Raw genomic sequence first — 21,106 nt, forward strand, 5'->3', positions numbered from 1 at the left:
TCTCAATCCAGGCGGATATGGTTGGCCTGGATCACCCCATTCCAGCGCTCGCGATCCTCGGCCAGATAGGCGTCGACCTCGGCCTGGCCGCGCGGCGCCTGGATCACCAGGCCTTGCGCCTGGAAGCGGTCGCGGAAATCCGCCTGGCGCATCACCGCGGCCACGGCCTCGCGCAGCCTGTCCGCCTCGGCCGGCGGCGTGCCGCGCGGCACGGCCACGCCGAACCAGGTCGCGGCGCGAAAGCCGGCGAACCCGCTCTCGGCCACGGTGGGCACGTCAGGCAGCACCGGCAGCCGCTGGGCGCCGGTCACGGCCAGGGCCTTGATCTTGTTCTCGCGAACCAGCGGCAATGACGTGCTGATGACGTCCACCATCAGCTGGGTGTCGTTGGCCATCAGCGAACTCAATGCCGGCGCGCTGCCGTTGTAGGGAACATGCGCCACGTCGATGCCGGTGCGCGACTTCAGCAGTTCGGTCGCCAGTTGCAGCGGATTGCCGATACCCACGGAGGCATAGTTCAACTTGCCCGGGCGGGCGCGGGCGTAGTCGACGAATTGCGCCAGCGTCGAGGCCGGCACGCTGTTGTTGGCGACCACCACCAGCGGCAATTCCGCCACCACCGACAGCACCCGGAAGTCCCGCTGCGCGTCGTACGAGATCTTGCGATAGAGCATGGGGTTGAGCACCATGCTGGCATTGCTGGCCAGGAACAGCGTGTAGCCATCGGGCTGCGCCCGCGCCACTTGCGTGGCCGCGATCATCGTGTTGGCGCCCGGCTTATTTTCCACCACCACCGGTTGCGCCAGTTCCTGCGACAGCCTTTCGGCCAGCACCCGCGACAACAGGTCGGCCGCGCCGCCCGGCGTATACGGCACGACCAGCTTGACCGGCCGCTCCGGAAACGCCGCCTGGGCGGGCGATGCGGCGGCCATGCACAACAGCAGCGCGGCCGCGGCGCGGCCTATCCCAGAATTCTTCATGAACATGCTTGTCTCCCCTGTGGTGATGGCGTACGGCCCGGGATGCGCGCCGCCTTGGTATTCCTAGACCTTCCTGTCGCGCTCGGCCCAGAACGCGTCGCGCAGGCGGCGCTTGGCGATCTTGCCGTTGTCATCGCGCGGCAGGGTCTGCCGCAACCGCAATTCGCGCGGCACCTTGTAGCGCGCCACCCTCGTGGACAGCCAGCGCAGCACTTCCTCGGGCGCCAGCGCGGTGTCCGCCGCCGGCTGAACCAGTGCCAGCAAGCGCTCGCCGAACTCGTCGTCAGGCACGCCGAACACCGCGCAATCGGCCACGCCCGGGTACTGCGTCAGGTGGTGTTCGATTTCCGCGGGATAGATGTTCACGCCGCCGGAGATCACCATGTCCGATTCGCGGTCGCACACGAACAGGTAGCCGTCGTCGTCCAGGTAGCCCAGGTCGCCGAGGCCGATCAATCCATCGCGTTCGATCCGGCTGCGCGCTTCCGGGTTATTGCGGTAGGTGAAGTCGGCGTAGGCCGGCTGGCGCACATGGATGCGGCCGATCTGGCCGGGCGCGCAGAGCGCGCCGTCGTCGCCGTAGATCCGAATCTGCGCGCCGCCGATCGGCCGGCCGGCGCTGCCCGGCCGGGCCAGCGCTTCGTGCGAATCGATGACCGTCACCATGCCGGCCTCGCTGGAGGCATAGGTCTCGTGGATCACCGGCCCCAGCCAATCGATCATGGCGCGCTTGAGCGCCGGCGCGCAGGGGGCCCCGGTCGAGGCCACGAAGCGCAGCGAAGACAGGTCGAAGGCGGCGCGCTGGGCCGGATCCAGCTTGAGCAGGCGCACGTACATGATGGGCACCAGGTAGACCGTGTCGATGCGATGGCGCTCGATCAGGCGCAACACCTCCAGCGGATCGAACCGCGGCGCCAGCACCAGGGTCTCGCAGACCCGCAGCGCCACCTGGGCGAACACGCTGGGCGCGCTATGGTAGACCGGCGCGGGCAGCAATGCGCGGCAGCCGGGCCGCAAACCGTACGCCTGCTCCACCACCGCCTCGACCGCCGCCAGCCGCTGCGCCAACTGGTCCAGCGGAAACGGCGCGCGCACCACGCCCTTTGGCCGGCCGGTGGTGCCGGAGGTATAGGCCATGTGGCCGCGCGGCGCGACCACCGGGCCGTCGTAGGGCGCCTGCGCCTCGCGCCAGCTGGCGTAATCCTCGGACACGGCAGCCGCGCCCACGCGACGCGACGGCAGGTCCGCCGGCAGCGCCGCCCTGGCGGCCTGCCACAAGTCTTCCTCGGCGATCAGCAGGCGCGCGCCGCTGTCGCGCACCAGGTAGGCAACCTCGTCGGGCGTGTAATGCCAGTTGATCGGGCAGTAATAGCAGCCCAGGCGCTTGCAGGCCTGGATGATCTCCAGGTAAGGCATGCCGTTGCGCAGCAGCACCGCCACCACGTCGCCCTCCCCGATCCCCATGGCCGCCAGGCCCGCCGCGACCTGCTCGCCGCGGCGCATCAGGGCCGCGCGGTCCAGCTGGCAGTCGCCGGCGATGATGCGGCCGGCCCCTTGCGTGACGGATGCGCTCATGCCTGGCCCGCCGAGCGTTGCGCCTTGTCGGCGGCGGTGCGCGCCTCGATGGCGGCGCGCGCGGCGGCCCAATCTTCGTCCGACCAATCGAAATACTGCTTGAAGTACGCGCCATTGGCCAGGTAGTCGCCCCCGTCCAGGGCGATGGTCTGGCCGTTGATCCAATCGTTGCCCGGCGCCAGCAGGAACGCGGCCAGTTCGCCGATATCCTGGCCCTGCCCCAGCCGCTGCATCGGATTCTGCTTGACCAGCGCGTCGGTGCCGCTGTCGTTGGGCCGCAGCCGCGCCGATGCGCCCTCGGTCGGGATGACGCCCGGCGCAATGGCATTCAGGCGGACGCCGTGCCGGCCCCATTCGACGGCCAGCGATTTGGTCATGGCGTCGATGCCGGCCTTGGACATGGCGGACGGCACCACGAACGGCGAGCCGGTCCAGACCCAGGTCACGACAATGGACACCACCGCCCCGGACGCGCCGCTGCCGATCCAGCGCTTGCCCACGGCCTGGGTCATGTAGAACGTGCCACGAAAGACCGTGTCGGCGATGGCATTGAAGCCCCGTTCGGACAGTTTTTCGGTGGGGCTGATGAAATTGCCGGCGGCATTGTTCACCAGCGCATCCAGCCCGCCATGCTGGTCCCAGATGCGCGCCACCATCGCGTCCACCGCGCCGGCGTCGCGAATGTCGACCGGATGGACGTGGACCTGGCCGCCGGCCTCGCCCCGCAGCGCCTGGGCGGCCTGCTCCAGCACCGCCAGGCGGCGTCCGCACAGATGCACGGTGGCGCCCAGCGCCGCCAGTTGGCGGGCCATGGCATAGCCCAGGCCGGTGCCGCCGCCGGTGATCAGGATGCGCTGGCCCTGGAACAGGTCGGCGCGGAACATGGTTTGCCGCATGGGGTGTCTCCTTGGTTTTTTTCAGAATATCCACGAACCCTTGCCGCGACAATCCTTCAGGATGGGTAAACTCTGTTTCCTCACAGGCAACAATGAAGGCTGCCCATGATCACCCCGCCCGCGCTCGACCTGAACCTGATCCAGCTGTTCGTGACGATCGTCGAGGCCGGCACGCTGAGCGAGGCGGCGCTGCGCCAGGGCGTGACGCGCTCGCATGTGAGCCGCAACCTTCAAAAGCTGGAGCGGGCCTTCGGCGCACAGTTGATCCGCCGCACCACCCGGCGGCTGGAACTGACGCACGAAGGCAGCGTCCTGTACGACCATGGCGCCCGCATGGCGCGCGAGGTCGAATCCGCGCGCCATGCGCTGCAGAAGCTGGGCGCCGAACCCACCGGCCACGTGCGGCTGAGCCTGCCCACCGGCCTGGGCGAACTGGACATGCTGCGGCCCCTGCTGGTGCGCTTCGCCCTGGAACACCCCAGCCTGAGCCTGCGGGTGCTGTTCTCGAACCGCGTCAGCGACCTGATTTCTTCGGAGATCGACGTGGCGCTGCGGGCCATCTCGGTGCCGCCGCAAGACTATGTGGCGCGCGAACTCGGCCGCATCAAGTGGCACCTGTGCGCCGCGCCCGAGTACCTGGCGCGCATGGGCATGCCGGCCCATCCCCGCGACCTGGGCCGCTTCGATTTCCTCGGGCCGCCCGGCCCCCGCCCGCAGGCCACGCTGCGCCTGCGCGGCAAGGGCCAACCGCACGAAGTCAAGCTGGCCACTCGCCTGCAATCCGAGTATTTCCCGTTCCTCGCCCAGGCCGCCCGCGAAGGCGCGGGCGTGGCGCTGTTGCCGGCCTACATCGTGCGTCCCGACCTGGAGGCCGGGCGCCTGCTGCAGGTGCTGCCCGCCTACCAGGCCGAAGGCCCCGGCGACAAGCTCTATATCCTGACCTCGCCAACCCCCTATCCCTCAAGCGCCCAACGCGCTCTGGTCGATTTCCTGAAACGGGAACTGGAACCCCTGCTGCGCACCTTCCTGGCCTGAGCGGGGGGGCTGCCACCCGGTGGCGCGCATGGCGGCGGCCCCCCGGTCCCCCCGCCATGCGCTTGTAGGACTTCTTTGTTAAAAAACGGGGGACTTGCAGGGATGGCTCGGCTGCCGCACAGTAGGGGTTTGCGCGGCCGCCGCGCAACCCGCAGGCCGGCGCGGGCGGGAACTTTGACGCGCCCCTCAAGTCTTATATAAGATATAAGACATAGACCGAACCCGCGCCGCTGTCGCCCGGAATGACAAACGCGCCGAAACGCCTGAAAATGCCGGCTTTACGCGGGCAAAACCACGGAGTCCATCATGCCGCACAACACCCTCGATACACTCAAGAATTTCAAGATCGGCAACAAGTCCTGTCAGTACTATTCGCTGCCGGCGCTGGGCAAGGCGCTGGGCGTGGACGTGCAGCGGCTGCCGGTCTCCATCCGCATCGTGCTGGAATCCGTGCTGCGCAATTGCGATGGCAAGAAGGTGACCGAGGAACACGTGCGCCAGCTCGCCAACTGGCAGGCCAACGCCAAGCGCGAGGATGAAATCCCGTTCGTGGTGGCGCGCGTGGTGCTGCAGGACTTCACCGGCGTGCCGCTGCTGGCGGACATCGCCGCCATGCGCTCGGTGGCCGACAAGATGGGCAAGAGCCCCAAGAGCATCGAACCGCTGGTGCCGGTGGACCTGGTGGTGGACCACTCGGTCATGATCGACTACTTCGGCACCAAGAATGCGCTGGACCTGAACATGAAGCTGGAATTCAAGCGCAACCAGGAGCGCTACCAGTTCATGAAGTGGGGCATGCAGGCCTTCGACACCTTCGGCGTGGTGCCCCCGGGCTTCGGCATCGTCCACCAGGTCAACCTGGAATACCTGGCGCGCGGCGTGCACCAGGACAAGAAGAACAACGTCTACTACCCGGATTCGCTGGTGGGCACCGACAGCCACACCACCATGATCAACGGCATCGGCGTGGTCGGCTGGGGCGTGGGCGGCATCGAGGCCGAGGCCGGCATGCTGGGCCAGCCGGTGTACTTCCTGACCCCCGACGTGGTCGGCGTGGAACTCAAGGGCAAGCTGCGCGGCGGCGTCACCGCCACCGACCTGGTGCTGACCATCACCGAAATGCTGCGCCGTGAAAAAGTGGTCGGCAAGTTTGTCGAGTTCTGTGGCGAAGGCACGGCCAGCCTGTCGGTGGCCGAACGCGCCACCATCGGCAACATGGCGCCCGAGTACGGCGCCACCATGGGCTTCTTCCCGGTCGACGGCCGCACCATCGACTACTTCCGCGGCACCGGCCGCACCGAAGACGAAATCGCCGCGTTCGAGGCCTATTTCAAGGCCCAGGACATGTTCGGCGTGCCCGCCGCCCAGGACATCAACTACACCAAGCTGCTGACGCTGGACCTGTCCACCGTGGCGCCGTCCCTGGCCGGCCCCAAGCGCCCGCAGGACCGCATCGAGATCGGCAACGTCAAGAGCACCTTCATCGACCTGTTCTCCAAGCCGGTCGCCGAGAACGGCTTCAACCAGCCGGCCGAGAAGCTGCAGCAGACCTTCACCACCAGCACCGGCACCAAGGTCAAGAACGGCGACATCCTGATCGCCGCCATCACCTCGTGCACCAACACGTCCAACCCCAGCGTGCTGCTGGCGGCGGGCCTGCTGGCCAAGAAGGCCGTCGAAGCCGGCCTGAAGGTGCCCAAGCACATCAAGACCTCGCTGGCCCCCGGATCGCGCGTGGTCACCGAATACCTGACCAAGACCGGCCTGCTGCCCTACCTGGAGAAGCTGGGCTTCGACGTGGCCGCCTACGGCTGCACCACCTGCATCGGCAACGCCGGCGACCTGACGCCCGACCTGAACGAGGTCATCACCAGCAACGACCTGGTGTGCTCGGCGGTGCTGTCCGGCAACCGCAACTTCGAGGCGCGCATCCACCCGAACATCAAGGCCAACTTCCTGGCCTCGCCGCCGCTGGTGGTGGCCTACGCCCTGGCCGGCACCGTGACGCGCGACCTGATGACCGAACCGGTCGGCCGCGGCAAGAACGGCGACATCTGGCTGGGCGACATCTGGCCGACCACCGAGGAAGTCGAGGCGCTGCTCAAGTACGCGCTGGACCCCAAGGCGTTCGAGGCCAACTACGGCCAGGTCAAGAGCAACCCCGGCAAGCTGTGGGAGAACATCAAGGGCGTCACGGGCGAGACCTACAACTGGCCCGATTCCACCTACATCGCCGAGCCGCCGTTCTTCGAGGGCTTCGGCATGACCCCGGGCGCGATGCCGACCGTCAAGAACGCCCGCGCGCTGGGCGTGTTCGGCGACTCGGTCACCACCGACCACATCTCGCCGGCGGGCTCCATCAAGGAGACCTCGCCCGCGGGCAAGTGGCTCAAGGAAAACGGCGTCATGAAGGCCGATTTCAACAGCTACGGCTCGCGCCGCGGCAACCATGAAATCATGATGCGCGGCACCTTCGCCAACGTGCGCATCAAGAACCTGATGATCCCGGCGCGCCCCGACGGCAGCCGCTTCGAGGGCGGCGAAACCCTGTTCCAGCCCACCGGCGAACAGATGTCGATCTACGACGCGGCCATGAAGTACGTGGCGGCGGGCACCCCCACCGTGGTGTTCGGCGGCGAAGAATACGGCACCGGCTCGTCGCGCGACTGGGCCGCCAAGGGCACCCAGCTGCTGGGCGTCAAGGCCGTCATCACGCGCAGCTTCGAGCGCATCCACCGCAGCAACCTGGTGGGCATGGGCGTGCTGCCGCTGCAGTTCAAGGGCAGCGACAGCGTGCAGTCGCTGGGCATCACCGGCGAGGAAACCTACGACATCTCGGGCCTGGAGAACGGCATCAAGCCGATGCAGGACGTGACGCTGACGATCACCCGCAAGGATGGTTCGAAGCAGGACGTGACGCTGCTGCTGCGCATCGACACCCCGATCGAGGTCGACTACTACCAGCACGGCGGCATCCTGCCCTTCGTGCTGCGCCAGCTGCTGGCCGCGTAACGCCCGGGCCGCAAAGGCAAAGCCCCTGGAACCGCGAGGTTCCAGGGGCTTTTTCATCGTAGAGCCGCCTCAAGATGAAAAGCCCCCTCGGGGGGCAGCAAGCCGAAGGCGCGGCGTGGGGGCATTCTTTCATCGCCTGGCGCGGCATGCGCCAGGCATGCCGCATCATTGCGCGACCAGTTCGACCCGCCGGTTCTTGGCGCGGCCCGCCTCGGCGTCATTGGCGGCCACCGGCGCCAGCGACGCCACGCCCCGTGCCGACAGGCGCGCGGCCGGGATCTTGTAGCCCGCTTCCAGCGCCTTGACCACGGCGTCGGCGCGCTTTTGCGACAGCTCCAGGTTGCCGGCCAGCGTGCCCTGGTTGTCGGTGTGGCCGACCACGTAGACCTTCAGCTTGGGGTTGGCGTTGAGCAGCTTGCCCATCTCGTCCAGCGCCGCCTTGGATTCGGGCTTGACCTCGGCCTTGTCGGTATCGAAGTACACGCCGTAGACCGCGACTCGGCCCGATTCGGCCAGCGATTTCTGCATGGCGGCCATGTCCAGCACCTTGACCTGGCCGGTCTGCATGGGCTTGGTCTCGATCACCTGCTGGAACACCGGCGTGATGTTGTTGGAGCTGTCTTCCATCACGTCCAGGAACACGTAGATGTCGCCAGTGGGCGCCTCTTTCTTTGCCAGCACGACGTAGTACTTGCCGCCGAACGCGGCGTCGCCCTGGCCGGGCTGGCTGACCTTGCCGCTGTTCAGGACGAACGACTGGAAGTCGCCGCCGCACTGCTCGTCGCCCTTGCATTCGAACACGGTCTTGAAGCCGCCGGCCTGCAGCGCGCCCTGGTAGTTGCGGTAGACCTCCAGCGCCGACTTCTTGCCGTCGATGCGATAGGCGATGCGCGTCAGCTTGCCTTCCAGCGTCAGGCCCTTGGCCTCGGATTCCCGCGCGACGGGCCGGTCGGGCATCAAGGCTTCGTCGTAGTCCTTGTGTTCGTAGGCGCGGATCTCGGCGCCCTCGAAGCGGGTCAGGGCGGGATGGTCGCGCGAGCCCTCGACGTCCTCGGCCCAGGCCGGCGATGCCGTCAGCGTGGCGGCGACGATGGCCAGACTCGCGACTTTCACGATATGCGCTTTCACGATCTCTACACTCCCGGCCGGCAGGCGCCGGCATGCGTCCAGAACAAGGAAACGCCCGCGATGCGGGCGGCAGCCATTATGCATAGACGGTCCACCGTTTGGAACCGCATCGGGTAACCAAACGTTGGTCGCGGTGACCAACGCCGACAGCGTCACCGGCCGCTGATCGCCAGGCTGATCCGGTGCACCATCTGCCGGATGGCGCGATGGGCCGGGTCTTCGTTGAAGCGCGGATGCCAGGCCTGCGAGATGGTCACGGCGGGGGTGTCGAAGGGCAAGGCGCGCATCTGCAGATCGTCGCGCAGGTGCAGCGTGAGCAGGTCCGGCACGGTGGCGACCAGATCGGATTTGCGGGTGATCGCCAGCGCCTCGGCAAAGGAATGCGTGACGGCGCTGATATGGCGCGCCAGGCCGACCTTGCCCAGTTCGATGTCCACCGGACCGCTCAGCACGCCGCGGCGCGAGACCGTGGCGTGGCGCGCCCTGGCAAAGCGTTCGGGGGTGAGCTTGCGATGCCGCGCCAGGGGATTGGCCGGCCGGAACACTGCCACGAAACGATCGGGAAACAGGCGTTGCCGCACGATCTCGGGCCCCATGTCCTCGATCACGCCGATGTCCAGGTCGATGGCGCCTTCGCGCAGCGACAGCACGTCCTGCTTGCCCTGCGAGATGAAGCGCACCGTGACCCGCGGCGCCTCTTTGGCCAGCGTGTCGAGCAAGGCCGGCCCGAGCGTGCTGACGGCGCCGTCGTCGGCGCGGATGGTGAACACGCGCCGCAGGGTCTTGAGATCGAAGGCGGCATCCTGCGCCAACAGTTCCCGGGCCTGCGCCACCAGGGCGCGCACCGGTTCGCGCAGGGCTTCGGCGCGCGGCGTCGGCACCAGGCCGCGCCCGGCCCGCACGAACAGCGGGTCGCCCATCATGCGGCGGATGCGCTCCAGCGTGCGGCTCATGGCGGGCACGCTCAATTGCAGGCGTTCGGCGGCGCCGGTGACGCTGCCCTCGGCCAGCAGCGCATCGAGCGCGACCAACAGGTTCAGATCCATCAGTTGCACCAAACGCAAGTATTAGTTATCAGCTTGTCCATATACGCAACTGTAGCGCAGCGGCACCATGGCGGCCAGTTCAACACGGAAGCACGCCATGATTCACTCAACACGGTATCGCCCCGACGCCCGGCCCGCGCGCCGCATGCGTTTGCGGCATGCCCCGCTCGCCGCCGCGCTGGCGGCGCTTGTCGCCGTCGCGGGATGCGCAAGCCACGACGGCCTGCGCCCCGCCGGCAAGCCCCTGGACCTGGCCGCGCTGGATGCCGGCCAGGATATCGCCGCCGCCGTCCGCGACACGGCCGACGACGCCGCGCCCTGGTGGCGCGCGTGGGGCGACGATCAACTCGACCGCCTGATGGCGGATGCGCTGCGGCAGGCGCCGGGCGTGCGGGCCGCCCAGGCCCGCCTGGGCCAGGCCGAAGCCGTCTTCGGCAGCGTCGACGCGAAGCGCCAGCCGACACTGGACGGCAGCGCCACCATCACCGCCGACCGCTACCCCGGCCATTACACCTACGGCGCCCCCTACGCCGACAACACCGGCGGCAGCGGCTCGCTGCTGGCTTCGCTGCGCCTGCGCCTGGACATCTGGGGCAAATGGCGCGCGCTGGCCGATGCCGCGCGGCTCGATGCCGAAGGCGCGGCGCTGGCCCATGCGGATGCGCAACTGGCCTTGCAACAAGGCATCGCCGCCGCCTACCTGCGCCTGGACGCCGCCTTCCGGCTGCACGAGCTGGCGCGGCAACAGCGCGAGCGGCAGCGGCAAGCGCTGGAATTGCACCAGACGCGCCGCCAGGCCGGCCTGGGCAGCGACGCCCCCGTCGCCGACGCCCGCGGCCGCCTGGCCCGGATGGACGCCGAGGTCGAACGGCTGGACCGCGAGATTGCGCGCCAGCGCCATGCGCTGGCCGCGCTGGCGGGCCAGGCCCCCGGCTACGGCGATGCGCTGCGCCGCCCCCGGCTGGCGCTGCGCGCCGACCCCGCCCTGCCCGCGGCCCTGCCCGCCCGCCTGCTGGGCCTGCGGCCCGACGTGCTGGCGCAACGCAAGCGCCTCGACGCGGCCGACCGGCGCATCAAGGCCGCCAAGGCCGAGTTCTATCCGGATATCGACCTGAAGGCCTTTGCCGGCCTGCAAAGCCTGGGGCTGTCGCACCTGCTGCAAGGCAACAGCCTGGCAGCCGGCATCGGCCCCGCCCTGACCCTGCCCATCTTCGACGGCGGCCGCCTGCGCGCCGGACTGCGTGACCGCATCGCCGGCTACGACCTGGCCGTGGCCGACTACGACGCCACCGTCGTGCGCGCCCTGCAGGAAGTCGCCGACGGCCTGGCCGGCATGGCCCAGGCGCGCGCCCGGCGCGACGCCGCCCGCGTCTCGCTGCGCGAGGCCGGCACGCTGGCCAGGCTGCAAGCGGTGCGCGCCAGCCGCGGCCTGTCGGCCCGGCAGGACGAAATCGACACCGACCTGGAACGCCTGCGCGCCGACAGCGAGCTGGCCGCGGCCGACCTGGACCTGGGCCTGGCCCGGACGGCGCTGGCCGGCGCGCTCGGCGGCCGCTGGTCGCCCTCCCAATCCTCTGACAACGAAGCCCTGAAATGACTGCCACGCAAACTCCCGACTCGCGGACCTCGACCCGCAAATCCCGCCTGATGCTCGCCGGCGGCGCCACCCTGCTGGCCGGCGCCGGCTGGGCCGCCTGGACCTTCCTGGCGGGCGCCGCGACCCAGACCACCGACAACGCCTACGTGAATGGCCACGTCGTGGCCATCACGCCGCAGGTCGGCGGCGCCGTCTCGGCCATCTGGGCCGACAATGCCGACCGCATCCGCGCCGGCCAGACGCTGGTGGAGGTGGATCCCGCCGACACCCAGATCGCCCTGGCCGGCGCCCGCGCCGACCTGGCCCGCGCCCGCCGCCGCGTGCAGGCGTTGTTCGCCAGCCGCGACCAGGCCGGCGCCGAAGTCGCGCGCCGCCAGGCCGAACTGGACCGCGCCCAGGCCGACGTCTCGGCCCGGCGCGGCATCGCCGCGCAAGGCGCCATCACGTCCGAAGAAGCCCGCCATGCGGCCGACGCGCTGAACGCCGCCCGCGCCGCGCTGGCGGTGGCGCAAGCCGCCGAGCGCGCCGCCCAGGCCCAGGTGGACGGCGTGACCCCGGACACCCATCCCGACGTGACGCTGGCCCAGGCGCGCCTGCGCGCCGCCGCGCTGGACGTGCAGCGCACCACCATCCGCGCGCCGGTCGGCGGCATGGTTGCCCAGCGCAGCGTGCAGCTGGGCAAGCACGTGGCGATCGGCGACAAGCTGATGGCCGTGGTACCGCTGGACCAGATGTGGATCGACGCCAACTTCAAGGAAATCCAGCTGGCCGGCATCTGCCCCGGCCAGCCGGCCGTCGTCACTGTCGATGCCCACGGCGCCAAGGTGCGCTATCGCGGCCGCGTCGGCGACGTGATGGCGGGCAGCGGCTCGGCCTTCGCGCTGCTGCCGTCGCAGAACGCGACCGGCAACTGGATCAAGGTGGTGCAGCGGGTGCCGGTGCGCATCAACCTCGATCCCAAGGAACTGGCGGACCACCCGCTGCGCATCGGCCTGTCGGCCGAGGTGACGGTGGACACGGCGCGCTGCGATCCGGCGCAGGCCGGCGCGGCCCGGGGCGAGACCACCGACATCTACCGGCAGCAGCGCCAGGCCGCCGACACGCTGGCGCAGGCCGGCCAGGGATTGCAGTGATGTCCGCCGCGCCCCGTCCCATCGAGCCGATGACCGGGCTGCCGCGCGTGGTCGCGGCGGTGGCCATCAGCCTGGCGTCCTTCATGGCGGTGGTGGACATCACCATCGCCAACGTCTCGGTGCCCACCATCTCCGGCAACCTGGGCGTCAGCCCGGAAATCGGCGAATGGGCCATCACCTTTTTCGCCATCGCCAACTCCATCTGCATTCCCCTGACCGGCTGGCTGTCGCGCCGGCTCGGGCAGGTGCGCCTGTTCGTGCTGTCGGTGGCGGCCTTCACGCTGGCCTCGGTGCTGTGCGGCGTGGCGCAGAACTTCGAATCGCTGCTGGCCTTCCGCGTGCTGCAAGGCATGGTGTCCGGCCCCATCGTGCCGCTCAGCCAGGCGCTGCTGGTCGCCATCTTCCCGCCCGACAAGCGCACGCTGGCGCTGTCGATGTGGGCCATGACCAACATGGCCGGCCCCGTGGCCGGGCCGGTGCTGGGCGGCTGGCTGACCGACGATTTCAGCTGGCCCTGGATCTTCCTGGTCAACGCGCCCGTCGGCATCGCCGTGGTCGCCGTGACCGCCACCATGTTCCGCGGCCGCGACACGCCCAGCACCCGCCTGCCGGTGGACCTGCGCGGCCTGATCCTGCTGGCCGTTGCCATCGGCTGCCTGCAATTGACGCTGGACCGCGGCCGCACGCTGGACTGGTTCGCCTCGCCGTTCATCGTCACCACCGCGCTGCTGTCGGCGCTGGGCTTCGTGTTCCTGGTCATCTGGGAACTGGGCGAAGCGCATCCGATCGTCGACCTGAGCCTGTTCCGCCACCGCAACTTCGCCATGGGCACGCTGGCCGTGGCGGTGGGCTTCGGCCTGTACTTCGCGGCGCTGGTGCTGATCCCGCTGTGGCTGCAGACCGACATGCGCTACACGGCCACGTGGGCCGGCCTGGCCACGGCGCCGATGGGCGTGTTCGGCATCCTGCTGGCGCCGCTGCTGGGCCGCTGGGTGCAGCGCGGCGACGCCCGCGTGTTCGCCAGCCTGGCCTTCGTGGCGTGGTCGCTGGTGGCCTGGTGGCGCGCGTCGATGACCACGGACGTCGGCGTCGGCCTGATCTCGCTGGCCTGCCTGCTGCAGGGCATCGGCATCGGCCTGTTCCTGACGCCGCTGGTGTCCTTGTCGCTGGCCGGCCTGCCGCCCGAGCGCATCGCCGCTGCGTCCGGGCTGCAGACCGCCATCCGCATGATGGCCGGCAGCCTGGTCGCCTCGCTCGCGTCGACGTACTGGGACGAGCGCTCGCGCTACTACCAGAACGTGCTGGTCGACAGCGCCACGCCCGCCCGGCCCGCCGTGCAGGACACCCTGAACGCGCTGGCGGGCGCGGGCCTGGACGAGCCGCAGTCGTGGGGCGTGATCTGGAACGGCCTGAAGACCCAGGCCGACATGCTGGCGCTGAACGACTTCTTCCTGTGGTCGAGCCTCGCGTTCGCGCTGTCCATCGCGCTCGTCTGGCTGGCCCGCCACCCCCGCGCCGCCAAGGCCTGACGGCCGCCGCGCTTACCGCCCCAAGGAGATCCGACATGCAACCCTTTTCCCTGCCGCGCCGTGACGTGCCCTGCATCGTGCTGCGGGCGCGCGATGTGGCGCGCGACATGCGCCGGCTGACGCTGGGCGGCCCCGAACTGAGCGCCTGGCTGGCGCGCCCGGGCGTCGACCAGCCCGGCGCCTGGGTCAAGGTGTTCCCGCCCGGCGTGCCGGGCCGGGCCTATACCCTGCGCGGCATCGACTTCGAGGCGTCCAGCGTCGAGATCGACTTCGTGGTCCACGGCGACGCCCCCGGCACCGTCTCCGAATGGGCGCGCCGCGCCCGTCCCGGCGATGCCGTCTCGATCGCCGGGCCGCGCGACGGCGGCTTCTCGCTGCTGGCGGACACGCGCTGGGTCTGGCTCGGCGCCGACGCCTCGGCGTGGCCGGCGGCCTCGCGCATCATCGAATCGCTGCCCGGCGGCATCCAGGTCCTGGGCGTGCGCCACCCGGCCGGCGACGACGACTGGCCCGCCATCGCCAGCGCGCGCGCGCCGCAATGGGCGGCGCGCAGCCTGCCGCCCGGCGGCGATGAACCTTCCGCCCCCGCCCCCGACGGGCCCGGCCAGGTCTGGCTGGCCGGCCAGGCCGCCTGGGTCAAGGCCTGGCGCGCGCACTGGCTGCAGCGCCTGCGTTTCGACCCGGCGCGGCTCTCGGCCAAGGGATACTGGAAGGCGGGCGAGCAGGACTACAAGGAATAGGCGCCGGCCTGGGCCTGTGAACAGGAGGAACGACCATGAAGAAGGAACTGGATCGCATGCGGGACATGGCGTTGTTCGTCCAGGTGGCGGCCCTGGGCTCGCTCACGCGCGCCGCCGAAAGCACCGGCGTGCCGGCCTCGACGCTGTCGCGCCGGATCTCCGAATTCGAAAGCCAGATCGGCGTCAAGCTGCTCCATCGCAGCACCCGCCGCCTGGCGCTCACCGACATCGGCCAGCGCTATCTGGAACGCATCACCGACGTCGTCGACCGCGCCCGCGCCATCAGCGGCGAACTCGAAGAAGAAATGGGCCGCCCCACCGGCCACCTGCGCGTCTGCGCGCCGGTCGACTTCAACGCCTATTTTCCGGAAGCCGCGCTGGCCGACTACTGCGCCAGCCATCCCGGCGTGCGCTTCGAGCTGCATTGCTCCGCGCAGCTGCCGGACCTGGCCACCGAGCCTTATGACATCTGCATCGCTACCACCGAACCGCCGCAGGCCAGCCGCATGGTGCGGCGGCGCATCGGCATGGCGGAGTATCAGCTGTATGCCGCGCCCGCCTATCTGCGCGCCTACGGTGTGCCGGCGCATCCGGCGGAGCTGGCGCGGCACCGTTGTGTCGTCATGCCCGACTCCGAATCGGGCCTGGCGTTGACCGACGGCAACGCCAGCGCGCAAGTGGCGCTGGCGCCGCTGCTGGTGCTGAACAATCAGCTGGCGGTGGAAAACCTGCTGCGCGACGGCCTGGGTATCGGGCCGCTGACGCGGGGACGCGCCGACGCGCTGGTGCGCGAGGGCGCCCTGGCGCCGGTGCTGCCCGGCTGGACACTGCCGCCGCGGCCCATCCTGGCGCTGACGGCATCGCGGGCGCTGCCGGCGCGGGTCCGCGGCTTCATCGACCTGCTCGTGGCCCGGGTGGTGACGTAGGCCGGCGTCGGGATGGTGCGCAGCGGCCGGGAAGAGCCGCTCAGTCGAAGGCGTAGGCGTCCATGGCCAATGTGCCATACGAAATCTCGTCCGTGAGCCGCGTGGCCCGCGCTCCGCCGGCCCCCAGCGCCACGTAGAGCGGCATCAGGTGGTCGTCGTGCGGATGGGCCTGCGCCGCGCCCGGCGCCCGCGCCTGCCAGTCGAGCAGCGCCAGCACGTCGTGGGCCGCAAGGCGATCGGCATACCACGCCTGGAAGGCCGGCACGTACGGCGCGGGCGGCGCATCCTGCGGCATGCGCACGTCGCGCAGGTTGTGCGTCAGCGACCCCGAGCCGATGATCAGCACGTCCTCGTCGCGCAGCGGCGCCAGGGCGCGGCCCAGTTCCAACTGGCCGGCGGCGTCGCGGCCCATGTCCAGCGACAGTTGCACCACCGGCACGTCGACTTCGGGATACAGGTAGCGCAGCGGCACCCAGGCGCCATGGTCCAGCGGCCGGCGCGGATCGCGGTCGGCGGCGATGCCGGCCTCGGCCAGCAGGGCCTGCGTGCGGGCCGCGAGCTCGGGCGAGCCGGGCGCGGCGTATTGCAGCGTGTAGAGCTCGGGCGGAAAGCCGCCGAAGTCGTGCCAGGCCACCTGCCGGTCTCGGGTGGACAGGGCCAGGCCGTGGCCCATCCAGTGCGGCGACACCACCAGAATCGCGCCGGGCTTGCGGCCCAGGGAGCGACTCCAGGCGGCCAGCGCCGGGCCCGTCGCGCCGGGCTCGACGGCCAGCATGGGAGAACCGTGGGAAACGAAAAGCGTGGGCCAGCGCATGGCGGCGCCTCCAGGAAATATCGATGCCTTGATTGTCGGGCGATTCCAATCGGCAATAAACCCTTTCAAAAGGGATGGTCTGTTGCCAGATAAGCACCAATGCAGGCACGCCGCGCAACAGCGGCCCGATGGTGACAGACCGCGCCAGCGGCCGGACCCGCGCACGCCGGCAGGCGACGGCGACCGCAAGCGTGACGGGCGTTAAACTACGTCGTTGCACACTTACTGGACGTCCTCCGAAGTTATGGCCCGATCCCGCAGCCAATCCGCTCCCCGCTTGACCCGCGACGCCACCCGCCTCATCACGCTTGCCCAATCGCTGAACCGCTCGGGCAGCCGCGTCGAAGACGTGTACTGGGAGAATCAGCTTGGCGAAGCGATTCCGAAGCTGCTCAAGGCAGGCCAGGATGCCCCGCTGGAAGCCGCGCTGGACCACCTGGCCCAGGGCGACGTGGGCGCCTATGAAGTCCTGATCGAGCAGGCCGAGACGCTGTCCGAGTCGATGAAGATCGACAAGAACGGCGTGCGCTACGACATCCTGCTGATCGTCGCGCCCGTCGTCGCCTGGACGCGCTACGCCATCCCCACCGGCCCGGTCCCGGCCGGCGCCCAGCAGGCGCTGCTGGCGCAGCTGCATGGCCATGTGCTGTCGAGCCAGGCGCGCAGCGCGCTGATGCCGCACCTGGTCAGCGTCGACCAGATGCCGCGCACGTTCTCCGAAACCTGGCAATGGCTGCAACGGCTGGGCTCGCAGGCGCTGGGCGCCGAGACCACCAAGCCGGCGCTGAACACCGAAGTCGAAACCGCCAACATGCTGGCCGACACGCGCTACATCGTGGCGGCCGTGGCGGTGCCCGAGTTCGCGCCCGTGTTCCGCTGGCAGGAACAGATCGGCGAGGCCGACGCCAGCCGCGACGCCTGCCTGGCGCAATGGGCCGCGCAGGCCCAGCCGACGCTGGCCGGCCTGCTGCCGGGCTGCGGTTTCGAGGCCCTGCTGCCGGACGCCTACTACGTCAGCAACCGCGAGGCCGACCGCCGCGTGCGGCCGCTGTCGCTGCGCGCCGCCATCAGCTGGCTCGAAGGCGCGGTCAGCCTCGATGCCTCGCAGCTGCGCGCCGTGATCGCCGGCTGTGGCGAAAGCCGCGTCGACGAATACCGCGTCAGCTTCACCGCGCGCAACAGCAACGACGTCTATTACGGCTGCGTCTGGCCGTTGTACGGCCGCGAGGAAGACCTGCCGGCCGACGAGGGCCAGCCCGACGTGGTCGATGAAATCGCCGCGCTGCTCAAGGAATACGGCGTGAGCGACGTGCGCCGCATTCCCGGCGTGCTGCCGCCCGAATACTGCGAGGATTGCGGCGCGCCCTACTTCCCCAATCCGCTGGGCGAACTGGTGCACGCCGAGCTGCCCGAGGACGCCGAGGCCGCGCCCGCCAAGTTCCACTGAGCCGCGCCGATGCAAGCGGACATCTTCTGCCGCGTGGTCGACAACTACGGCGACATCGGCGTCTGCTGGCGCCTGGCGCGGCGGCTGGCGCACGGCCATGGCTGGGAGGTGCGCCTGTGGGTCGACGACCTGGCCAGCTTCGCGCGCATCCAGCCCGGCATCGACGCCGGCCTGGCGCGCCAGGCCTTCAATGGCGTGGATATCGTGCGCTGGTCGGACGCGCCCGACCCGGCGCTGGGCGCGCGCGACGTGGTGATCGAAGCCTTCGCCTGCGACCCGCCCGAACCCTTCCTGGATAGCATGCGCCAGCGCCATCCGGCCTGGATCAACCTGGAATACCTGAGCGCCGAAGCCTGGGTGGAAAGCTGCCACGGCCTGCCGTCCCAGCGGCCCGACGGGCTGGTCAAGCACTTCTACTTCCCGGGCTTCACGCCGGCCACCGGCGGCCTGCTGCGCGAGCCGGGCCTGTCGGCCGAACGCGACGCGTTCCAGGCCGACACGGCGGCCCAGGACACGTTCCTGCGCGGCCTGGGCGTGGCCGAGGCGCATCTGTCGCTGCGGCACAACGGCGCCCGTACCATGTCCCTGTTTTGTTATCCGGATGCCCCCGTCGACGGCCTGGCGCGAGCCCTGGCTGCGGACCCTCGGCCGGCATTGCTGCTGGCGCCGGAAGGGGTCGCCCCGGGCCTGGAAACGGCCTGCGCCATGCCCGGCGGCCCGGCCGTGGCGCGCCTGCCGTTCGTGGCCCAGCCGGATTTCGACCGCGTGCTGTGGTGCGCCGACCTGAACTTCGTGCGCGGCGAGGATTCCTTCGTGCGCGCCGCCTGGGCCGCCAGGCCGCTGGTCTGGCAGATCTACCCCCAGGACGAGAACATCCATCTGGAAAAGCTGGACGCCTGGCTGGCTCGCTATCCGGCCCCTGAAACCGCCACCGCGCTCATGCGCGCCTGGAACCAGCCCGGCGCGGGCGCGGCAACCGCCGCGGCGCTGGCCGCCGCGCTGGCGCCGCCGGCCTGGCAGGCCTGGGCCCGCGCCGCGCGCGACTGGGACGCGGCGCAGGCCGCCCGTCCCGACCTGGCGGAAAATCTGGCCGGCTTTTGCGCAGAGTTGGCCAAGAAACGCTAGAATAGAGAGTTTTCTGAGACGCCTGGAATTTTCGGCGCCTCAACTATGACGCCTCCCGGGGTGTGCATGAAGCCGAGTGTGCGGGCCCCTTTGCGGGCCTTCGGGCTCAGGACGGACGGGCCTTGCGGCACCGGCGCCTGGCGCCTTCATTTGCGGCGGCTTCCTGCAAGCACGGCGAGTGCACCCTTTCCCCCCGGAGTTTTATCGATGAAAACCGCTCAGGAATTGCGAGTCGGCAACGTGGTCATGGTCGGCAAGGATCCCCTCGTGGTCCAGAAGGCCGAATACAACAAGTCCGGCCGTAACGCCGCCGTCGTCAAGCTGAAGTTCAAGAACCTCTTGACCGCCTCGGCCAGCGAATCGGTCTACAAGGCCGACGAAAAGTTCGAAGTCGTCCAGCTGGATCGCAAGGAGTGCACGTACTCCTACTTCGGCGACCCGATGTACGTCTTCATGGACGAAGAGTACAACCAGTACGAAATCGAAGCCGAAAGCATGGGCGACGCGCTGAACTACCTGGAAGAAGCGATGCCCGTGGAAGTGGTCTTCTACGACGGCCGCGCCATCTCGGTGGAACTGCCCACGACCATCGTGCGCGAAATCACCTACACCGAACCGGCCGTGCGCGGCGACACGTCGGGCAAGGTGACCAAGCCCGCCAAGATCAACACCGGCTACGAACTGAACGTGCCGCTGTTCTGCGCCATCGGCGACAAGATCGAAATCGACACGCGCACCAACGAATACCGCAGCCGCGTCAACAACTGATCCGGCAGCAGGTACGAAAAAGCGCCAGCCCTTCGGGGTCTGGCGCTTTTTTTTTGGCCGTCGCGCGCGAGCGCCCGGGGCGGCTGGCTTACTGCAGGCGCTCGTCGTCCAGGAAGTCGGGCACGGCCATCACGTCGATGCCGTCCTCGGCCAGGGCCTCGCGCTCTTCGCGCGTGGCGGTGCCGCGGATGGGGCGGTCGTCGGCATCGCCGTCATGGATACGGCGCGCTTCCTCGGCGAAACGCGCGCCGACGTTTTCGGTATTGCGCAACAGCGCCCGCACCTGGCGCATGACCACCGCCTGCAGCGCGGCCATCTTCTCGGCCTCGGAGGCGCCGGCCGCCGGCGCCGGCTGCGTGGCCGGCGCATGCAGGTGCGCCACGTTCAGGCGCGGGGCGGACAGGCGCTTGGTGATGCTGGCCGAGCCGCAGACCGGGCACGACACCAGGCCACGCGCCTGCTGCGCGTCATAGTCTTCGTGCGAACCGAACCAGCCCTCGAAGATGTGGCCGTGGTCGCACTGGAGGTCGAAAACTTTGAGAGCCATGATGGAAATATGGGGGCTAGCGACCAGAATACAAGAAAGCCAAAGAAAAAGCGGGCCCTGGGGCCCGCTTCCTGGCGCGCGAGGCGCTTACTTGCCGCGCTTGGGCGTGGCCGGCGCCTGGCCGATCTGCGCCTGTTGCGCCTGCAAGGCGTCGATCTGGCGTTGCAGGTCGCGCAGTTGCTGGCGCACGTCCTTCTGCTGGTCGGCCAGCGCGGTGGCTTCCTGGCGCGACTGCTCCTGGCGCGCGGCGACCTGTTCTTCCTGCTGCATGCGCAGGCTGCGGTCGGCCTGCAGCGTGCTCAGTTCGGCGCTGCGGGCGGCCAGCAGCTTCTCGGCATGGGTGTACTCGGCCTGCAGCTTGATGCGCTTGATGTCCACCTCGGCCAGGTCGGCCGACTGGGCGGCGAAAGCGCGGTAGGTGGCTTCGGCCTGCTTGTCCGACTTGGTCTTGAGCACCCGCCAGAAATCCTTCTGCTGGAACAGGGCCACGTAATAGGTCAGGTCGTCCGGCTTGAACAGCAGGCTGGCGCCGTACGTGCCGTTGTAGCTGGTGCGCAGCTCGGAGACCTGGCGGTTCTGGATCAGCCCCTGCAGCTCGGACACGGTGGAGGCCGGGCGCGCGGCGGGCGCCGGCGCGGGCGGGGTCACCGGCGTGGACGCGGCCTGCTTGTCCTCGACCTGCTGCACCGTGGGACGCGGGGGCTCGGATTGCGCGCTGGCGCAGGCCGCCAGGCCGGACAGGGCCGTACCCAACAGCGCCATGCGCGCAGCGGCACGGATAAAGTGGACGTTCATGCCTTCCCCAAAA

At 69.6% G+C, this 21,106-nt stretch carries 18 protein-coding genes; 10 read left to right on the forward strand and 8 right to left on the reverse strand.

The genetic code is table 11. The features are described from left to right. Positions 1 to 2 precede the first annotated feature (2 nt). The 3 genes from ACUTAG_RS04725 to ACUTAG_RS04735 form a co-directional block, all read right to left on the reverse strand. Positions 3 to 980 (reverse strand): Bug family tripartite tricarboxylate transporter substrate binding protein, encoded by a 978-nt coding sequence (locus tag ACUTAG_RS04725; protein WP_054485913.1) that lies wholly within the window; start codon positions 978 to 980, stop codon positions 3 to 5. 63 nt (positions 981 to 1,043) lie between these two features. Continuing rightward, positions 1,044 to 2,555, reverse strand: a complete 1,512-nt coding sequence (locus ACUTAG_RS04730; protein ID WP_326938605.1) for an AMP-binding protein — start codon at positions 2,553 to 2,555, stop codon at positions 1,044 to 1,046. Continuing rightward, positions 2,552 to 3,439 (reverse strand): SDR family oxidoreductase, encoded by an 888-nt coding sequence (locus ACUTAG_RS04735; protein WP_148318660.1) that lies wholly within the window; start codon positions 3,437 to 3,439, stop codon positions 2,552 to 2,554. Before ACUTAG_RS04735 ends, ACUTAG_RS04730 begins: the two co-directional genes overlap by 4 nt. A gap of 117 nt (positions 3,440 to 3,556) precedes the next feature. Between ACUTAG_RS04735 and ACUTAG_RS04740 the strand changes: the two genes are divergently transcribed. Further along, positions 3,557 to 4,486: a LysR family transcriptional regulator gene (locus ACUTAG_RS04740; RefSeq protein WP_148318494.1), complete on the forward strand. Its 930-nt coding sequence runs from the start codon at positions 3,557 to 3,559 to the stop codon at positions 4,484 to 4,486. Between the two features lie 306 nt (positions 4,487 to 4,792). Beyond that, positions 4,793 to 7,498, forward strand: coding sequence for an aconitate hydratase AcnA (gene acnA / locus ACUTAG_RS04745; protein ID WP_026383339.1), 2,706 nt, complete (start codon positions 4,793 to 4,795; stop codon positions 7,496 to 7,498). A gap of 165 nt (positions 7,499 to 7,663) precedes the next feature. Here the strand turns inward: acnA and ACUTAG_RS04750 are convergent, their stop codons facing one another. Next, positions 7,664 to 8,611, reverse strand: a complete 948-nt coding sequence (locus ACUTAG_RS04750) for an OmpA family protein (RefSeq protein WP_392388255.1) — start codon at positions 8,609 to 8,611, stop codon at positions 7,664 to 7,666. Between the two features lie 167 nt (positions 8,612 to 8,778). Next, the gene (locus ACUTAG_RS04755; RefSeq protein WP_035182867.1) at positions 8,779 to 9,672 is read right to left on the reverse strand and encodes a LysR family transcriptional regulator; all 894 of its coding nucleotides are present in this window, start codon (positions 9,670 to 9,672) and stop codon (positions 8,779 to 8,781) included. Positions 9,673 to 9,769: 97 nt separating this feature from the next. On the opposite strand from ACUTAG_RS04755, the gene ACUTAG_RS04760 reads away from it, so the two are divergent. From ACUTAG_RS04760 to ACUTAG_RS04780, 5 genes are read left to right on the forward strand one after another with little or no spacing between them, the layout of a single operon-like run. After that, complete coding sequence (locus tag ACUTAG_RS04760) at positions 9,770 to 11,269, forward strand: efflux transporter outer membrane subunit (protein ID WP_187378309.1); 1,500 nt, start codon at positions 9,770 to 9,772, stop codon at positions 11,267 to 11,269. After that, a complete protein-coding gene (locus tag ACUTAG_RS04765; RefSeq protein WP_262352263.1) occupies positions 11,266 to 12,402 on the forward strand; it encodes an efflux RND transporter periplasmic adaptor subunit in 1,137 nt (378 codons plus the stop codon). Before ACUTAG_RS04760 ends, ACUTAG_RS04765 begins: the two co-directional genes overlap by 4 nt. Next, positions 12,402 to 13,931, forward strand: a complete 1,530-nt coding sequence (locus ACUTAG_RS04770) for a DHA2 family efflux MFS transporter permease subunit (RefSeq protein WP_020928792.1) — start codon at positions 12,402 to 12,404, stop codon at positions 13,929 to 13,931. The genes ACUTAG_RS04765 and ACUTAG_RS04770 overlap by 1 nt, the downstream gene beginning before the upstream one ends. A gap of 35 nt (positions 13,932 to 13,966) precedes the next feature. Beyond that, entirely contained in the window at positions 13,967 to 14,671 is a 705-nt protein-coding gene (locus ACUTAG_RS04775; RefSeq protein WP_024069797.1) for a siderophore-interacting protein, read from the forward strand. 35 nt (positions 14,672 to 14,706) lie between these two features. Continuing rightward, positions 14,707 to 15,597, forward strand: a complete 891-nt coding sequence (locus tag ACUTAG_RS04780; RefSeq protein WP_006384576.1) for a LysR family transcriptional regulator — start codon at positions 14,707 to 14,709, stop codon at positions 15,595 to 15,597. A 40-nt stretch (positions 15,598 to 15,637) separates the two neighbouring features. On the opposite strand, the gene ACUTAG_RS04785 is transcribed toward ACUTAG_RS04780, so the two are convergent. After that, complete coding sequence (locus ACUTAG_RS04785; protein ID WP_148318488.1) at positions 15,638 to 16,411, reverse strand: DODA-type extradiol aromatic ring-opening family dioxygenase; 774 nt, start codon at positions 16,409 to 16,411, stop codon at positions 15,638 to 15,640. 244 nt (positions 16,412 to 16,655) lie between these two features. Between ACUTAG_RS04785 and ACUTAG_RS04790 the strand changes: the two genes are divergently transcribed. From ACUTAG_RS04790 to efp, 3 genes are all read left to right on the forward strand, one after another. Further along, positions 16,656 to 17,858 carry a DUF2863 family protein gene (locus ACUTAG_RS04790; RefSeq protein WP_026383342.1) on the forward strand — a complete coding sequence of 401 codons (1,203 nt, stop codon included), beginning with the start codon at positions 16,656 to 16,658 and terminating at the stop codon, positions 17,856 to 17,858. A 9-nt stretch (positions 17,859 to 17,867) separates the two neighbouring features. After that, positions 17,868 to 18,983: an elongation factor P maturation arginine rhamnosyltransferase EarP gene (earP, locus tag ACUTAG_RS04795; RefSeq protein WP_148318486.1), complete on the forward strand. Its 1,116-nt coding sequence runs from the start codon at positions 17,868 to 17,870 to the stop codon at positions 18,981 to 18,983. Between the two features lie 207 nt (positions 18,984 to 19,190). Next, entirely contained in the window at positions 19,191 to 19,751 is a 561-nt protein-coding gene (gene efp, locus ACUTAG_RS04800) for an elongation factor P (protein ID WP_006220534.1), read from the forward strand. An 88-nt stretch (positions 19,752 to 19,839) separates the two neighbouring features. On the opposite strand, the gene ACUTAG_RS04805 is transcribed toward efp, so the two are convergent. Continuing rightward, entirely contained in the window at positions 19,840 to 20,298 is a 459-nt protein-coding gene (locus ACUTAG_RS04805) for a DUF1178 family protein (RefSeq protein WP_054439986.1), read from the reverse strand. Between the two features lie 87 nt (positions 20,299 to 20,385). After that, entirely contained in the window at positions 20,386 to 21,093 is a 708-nt protein-coding gene (locus ACUTAG_RS04810) for a DUF2968 domain-containing protein (protein WP_006387783.1), read from the reverse strand. Positions 21,094 to 21,106: the final 13 nt, after the last annotated feature.

Source organism: Achromobacter sp. CSND-B12 (assembly GCF_052906545.1).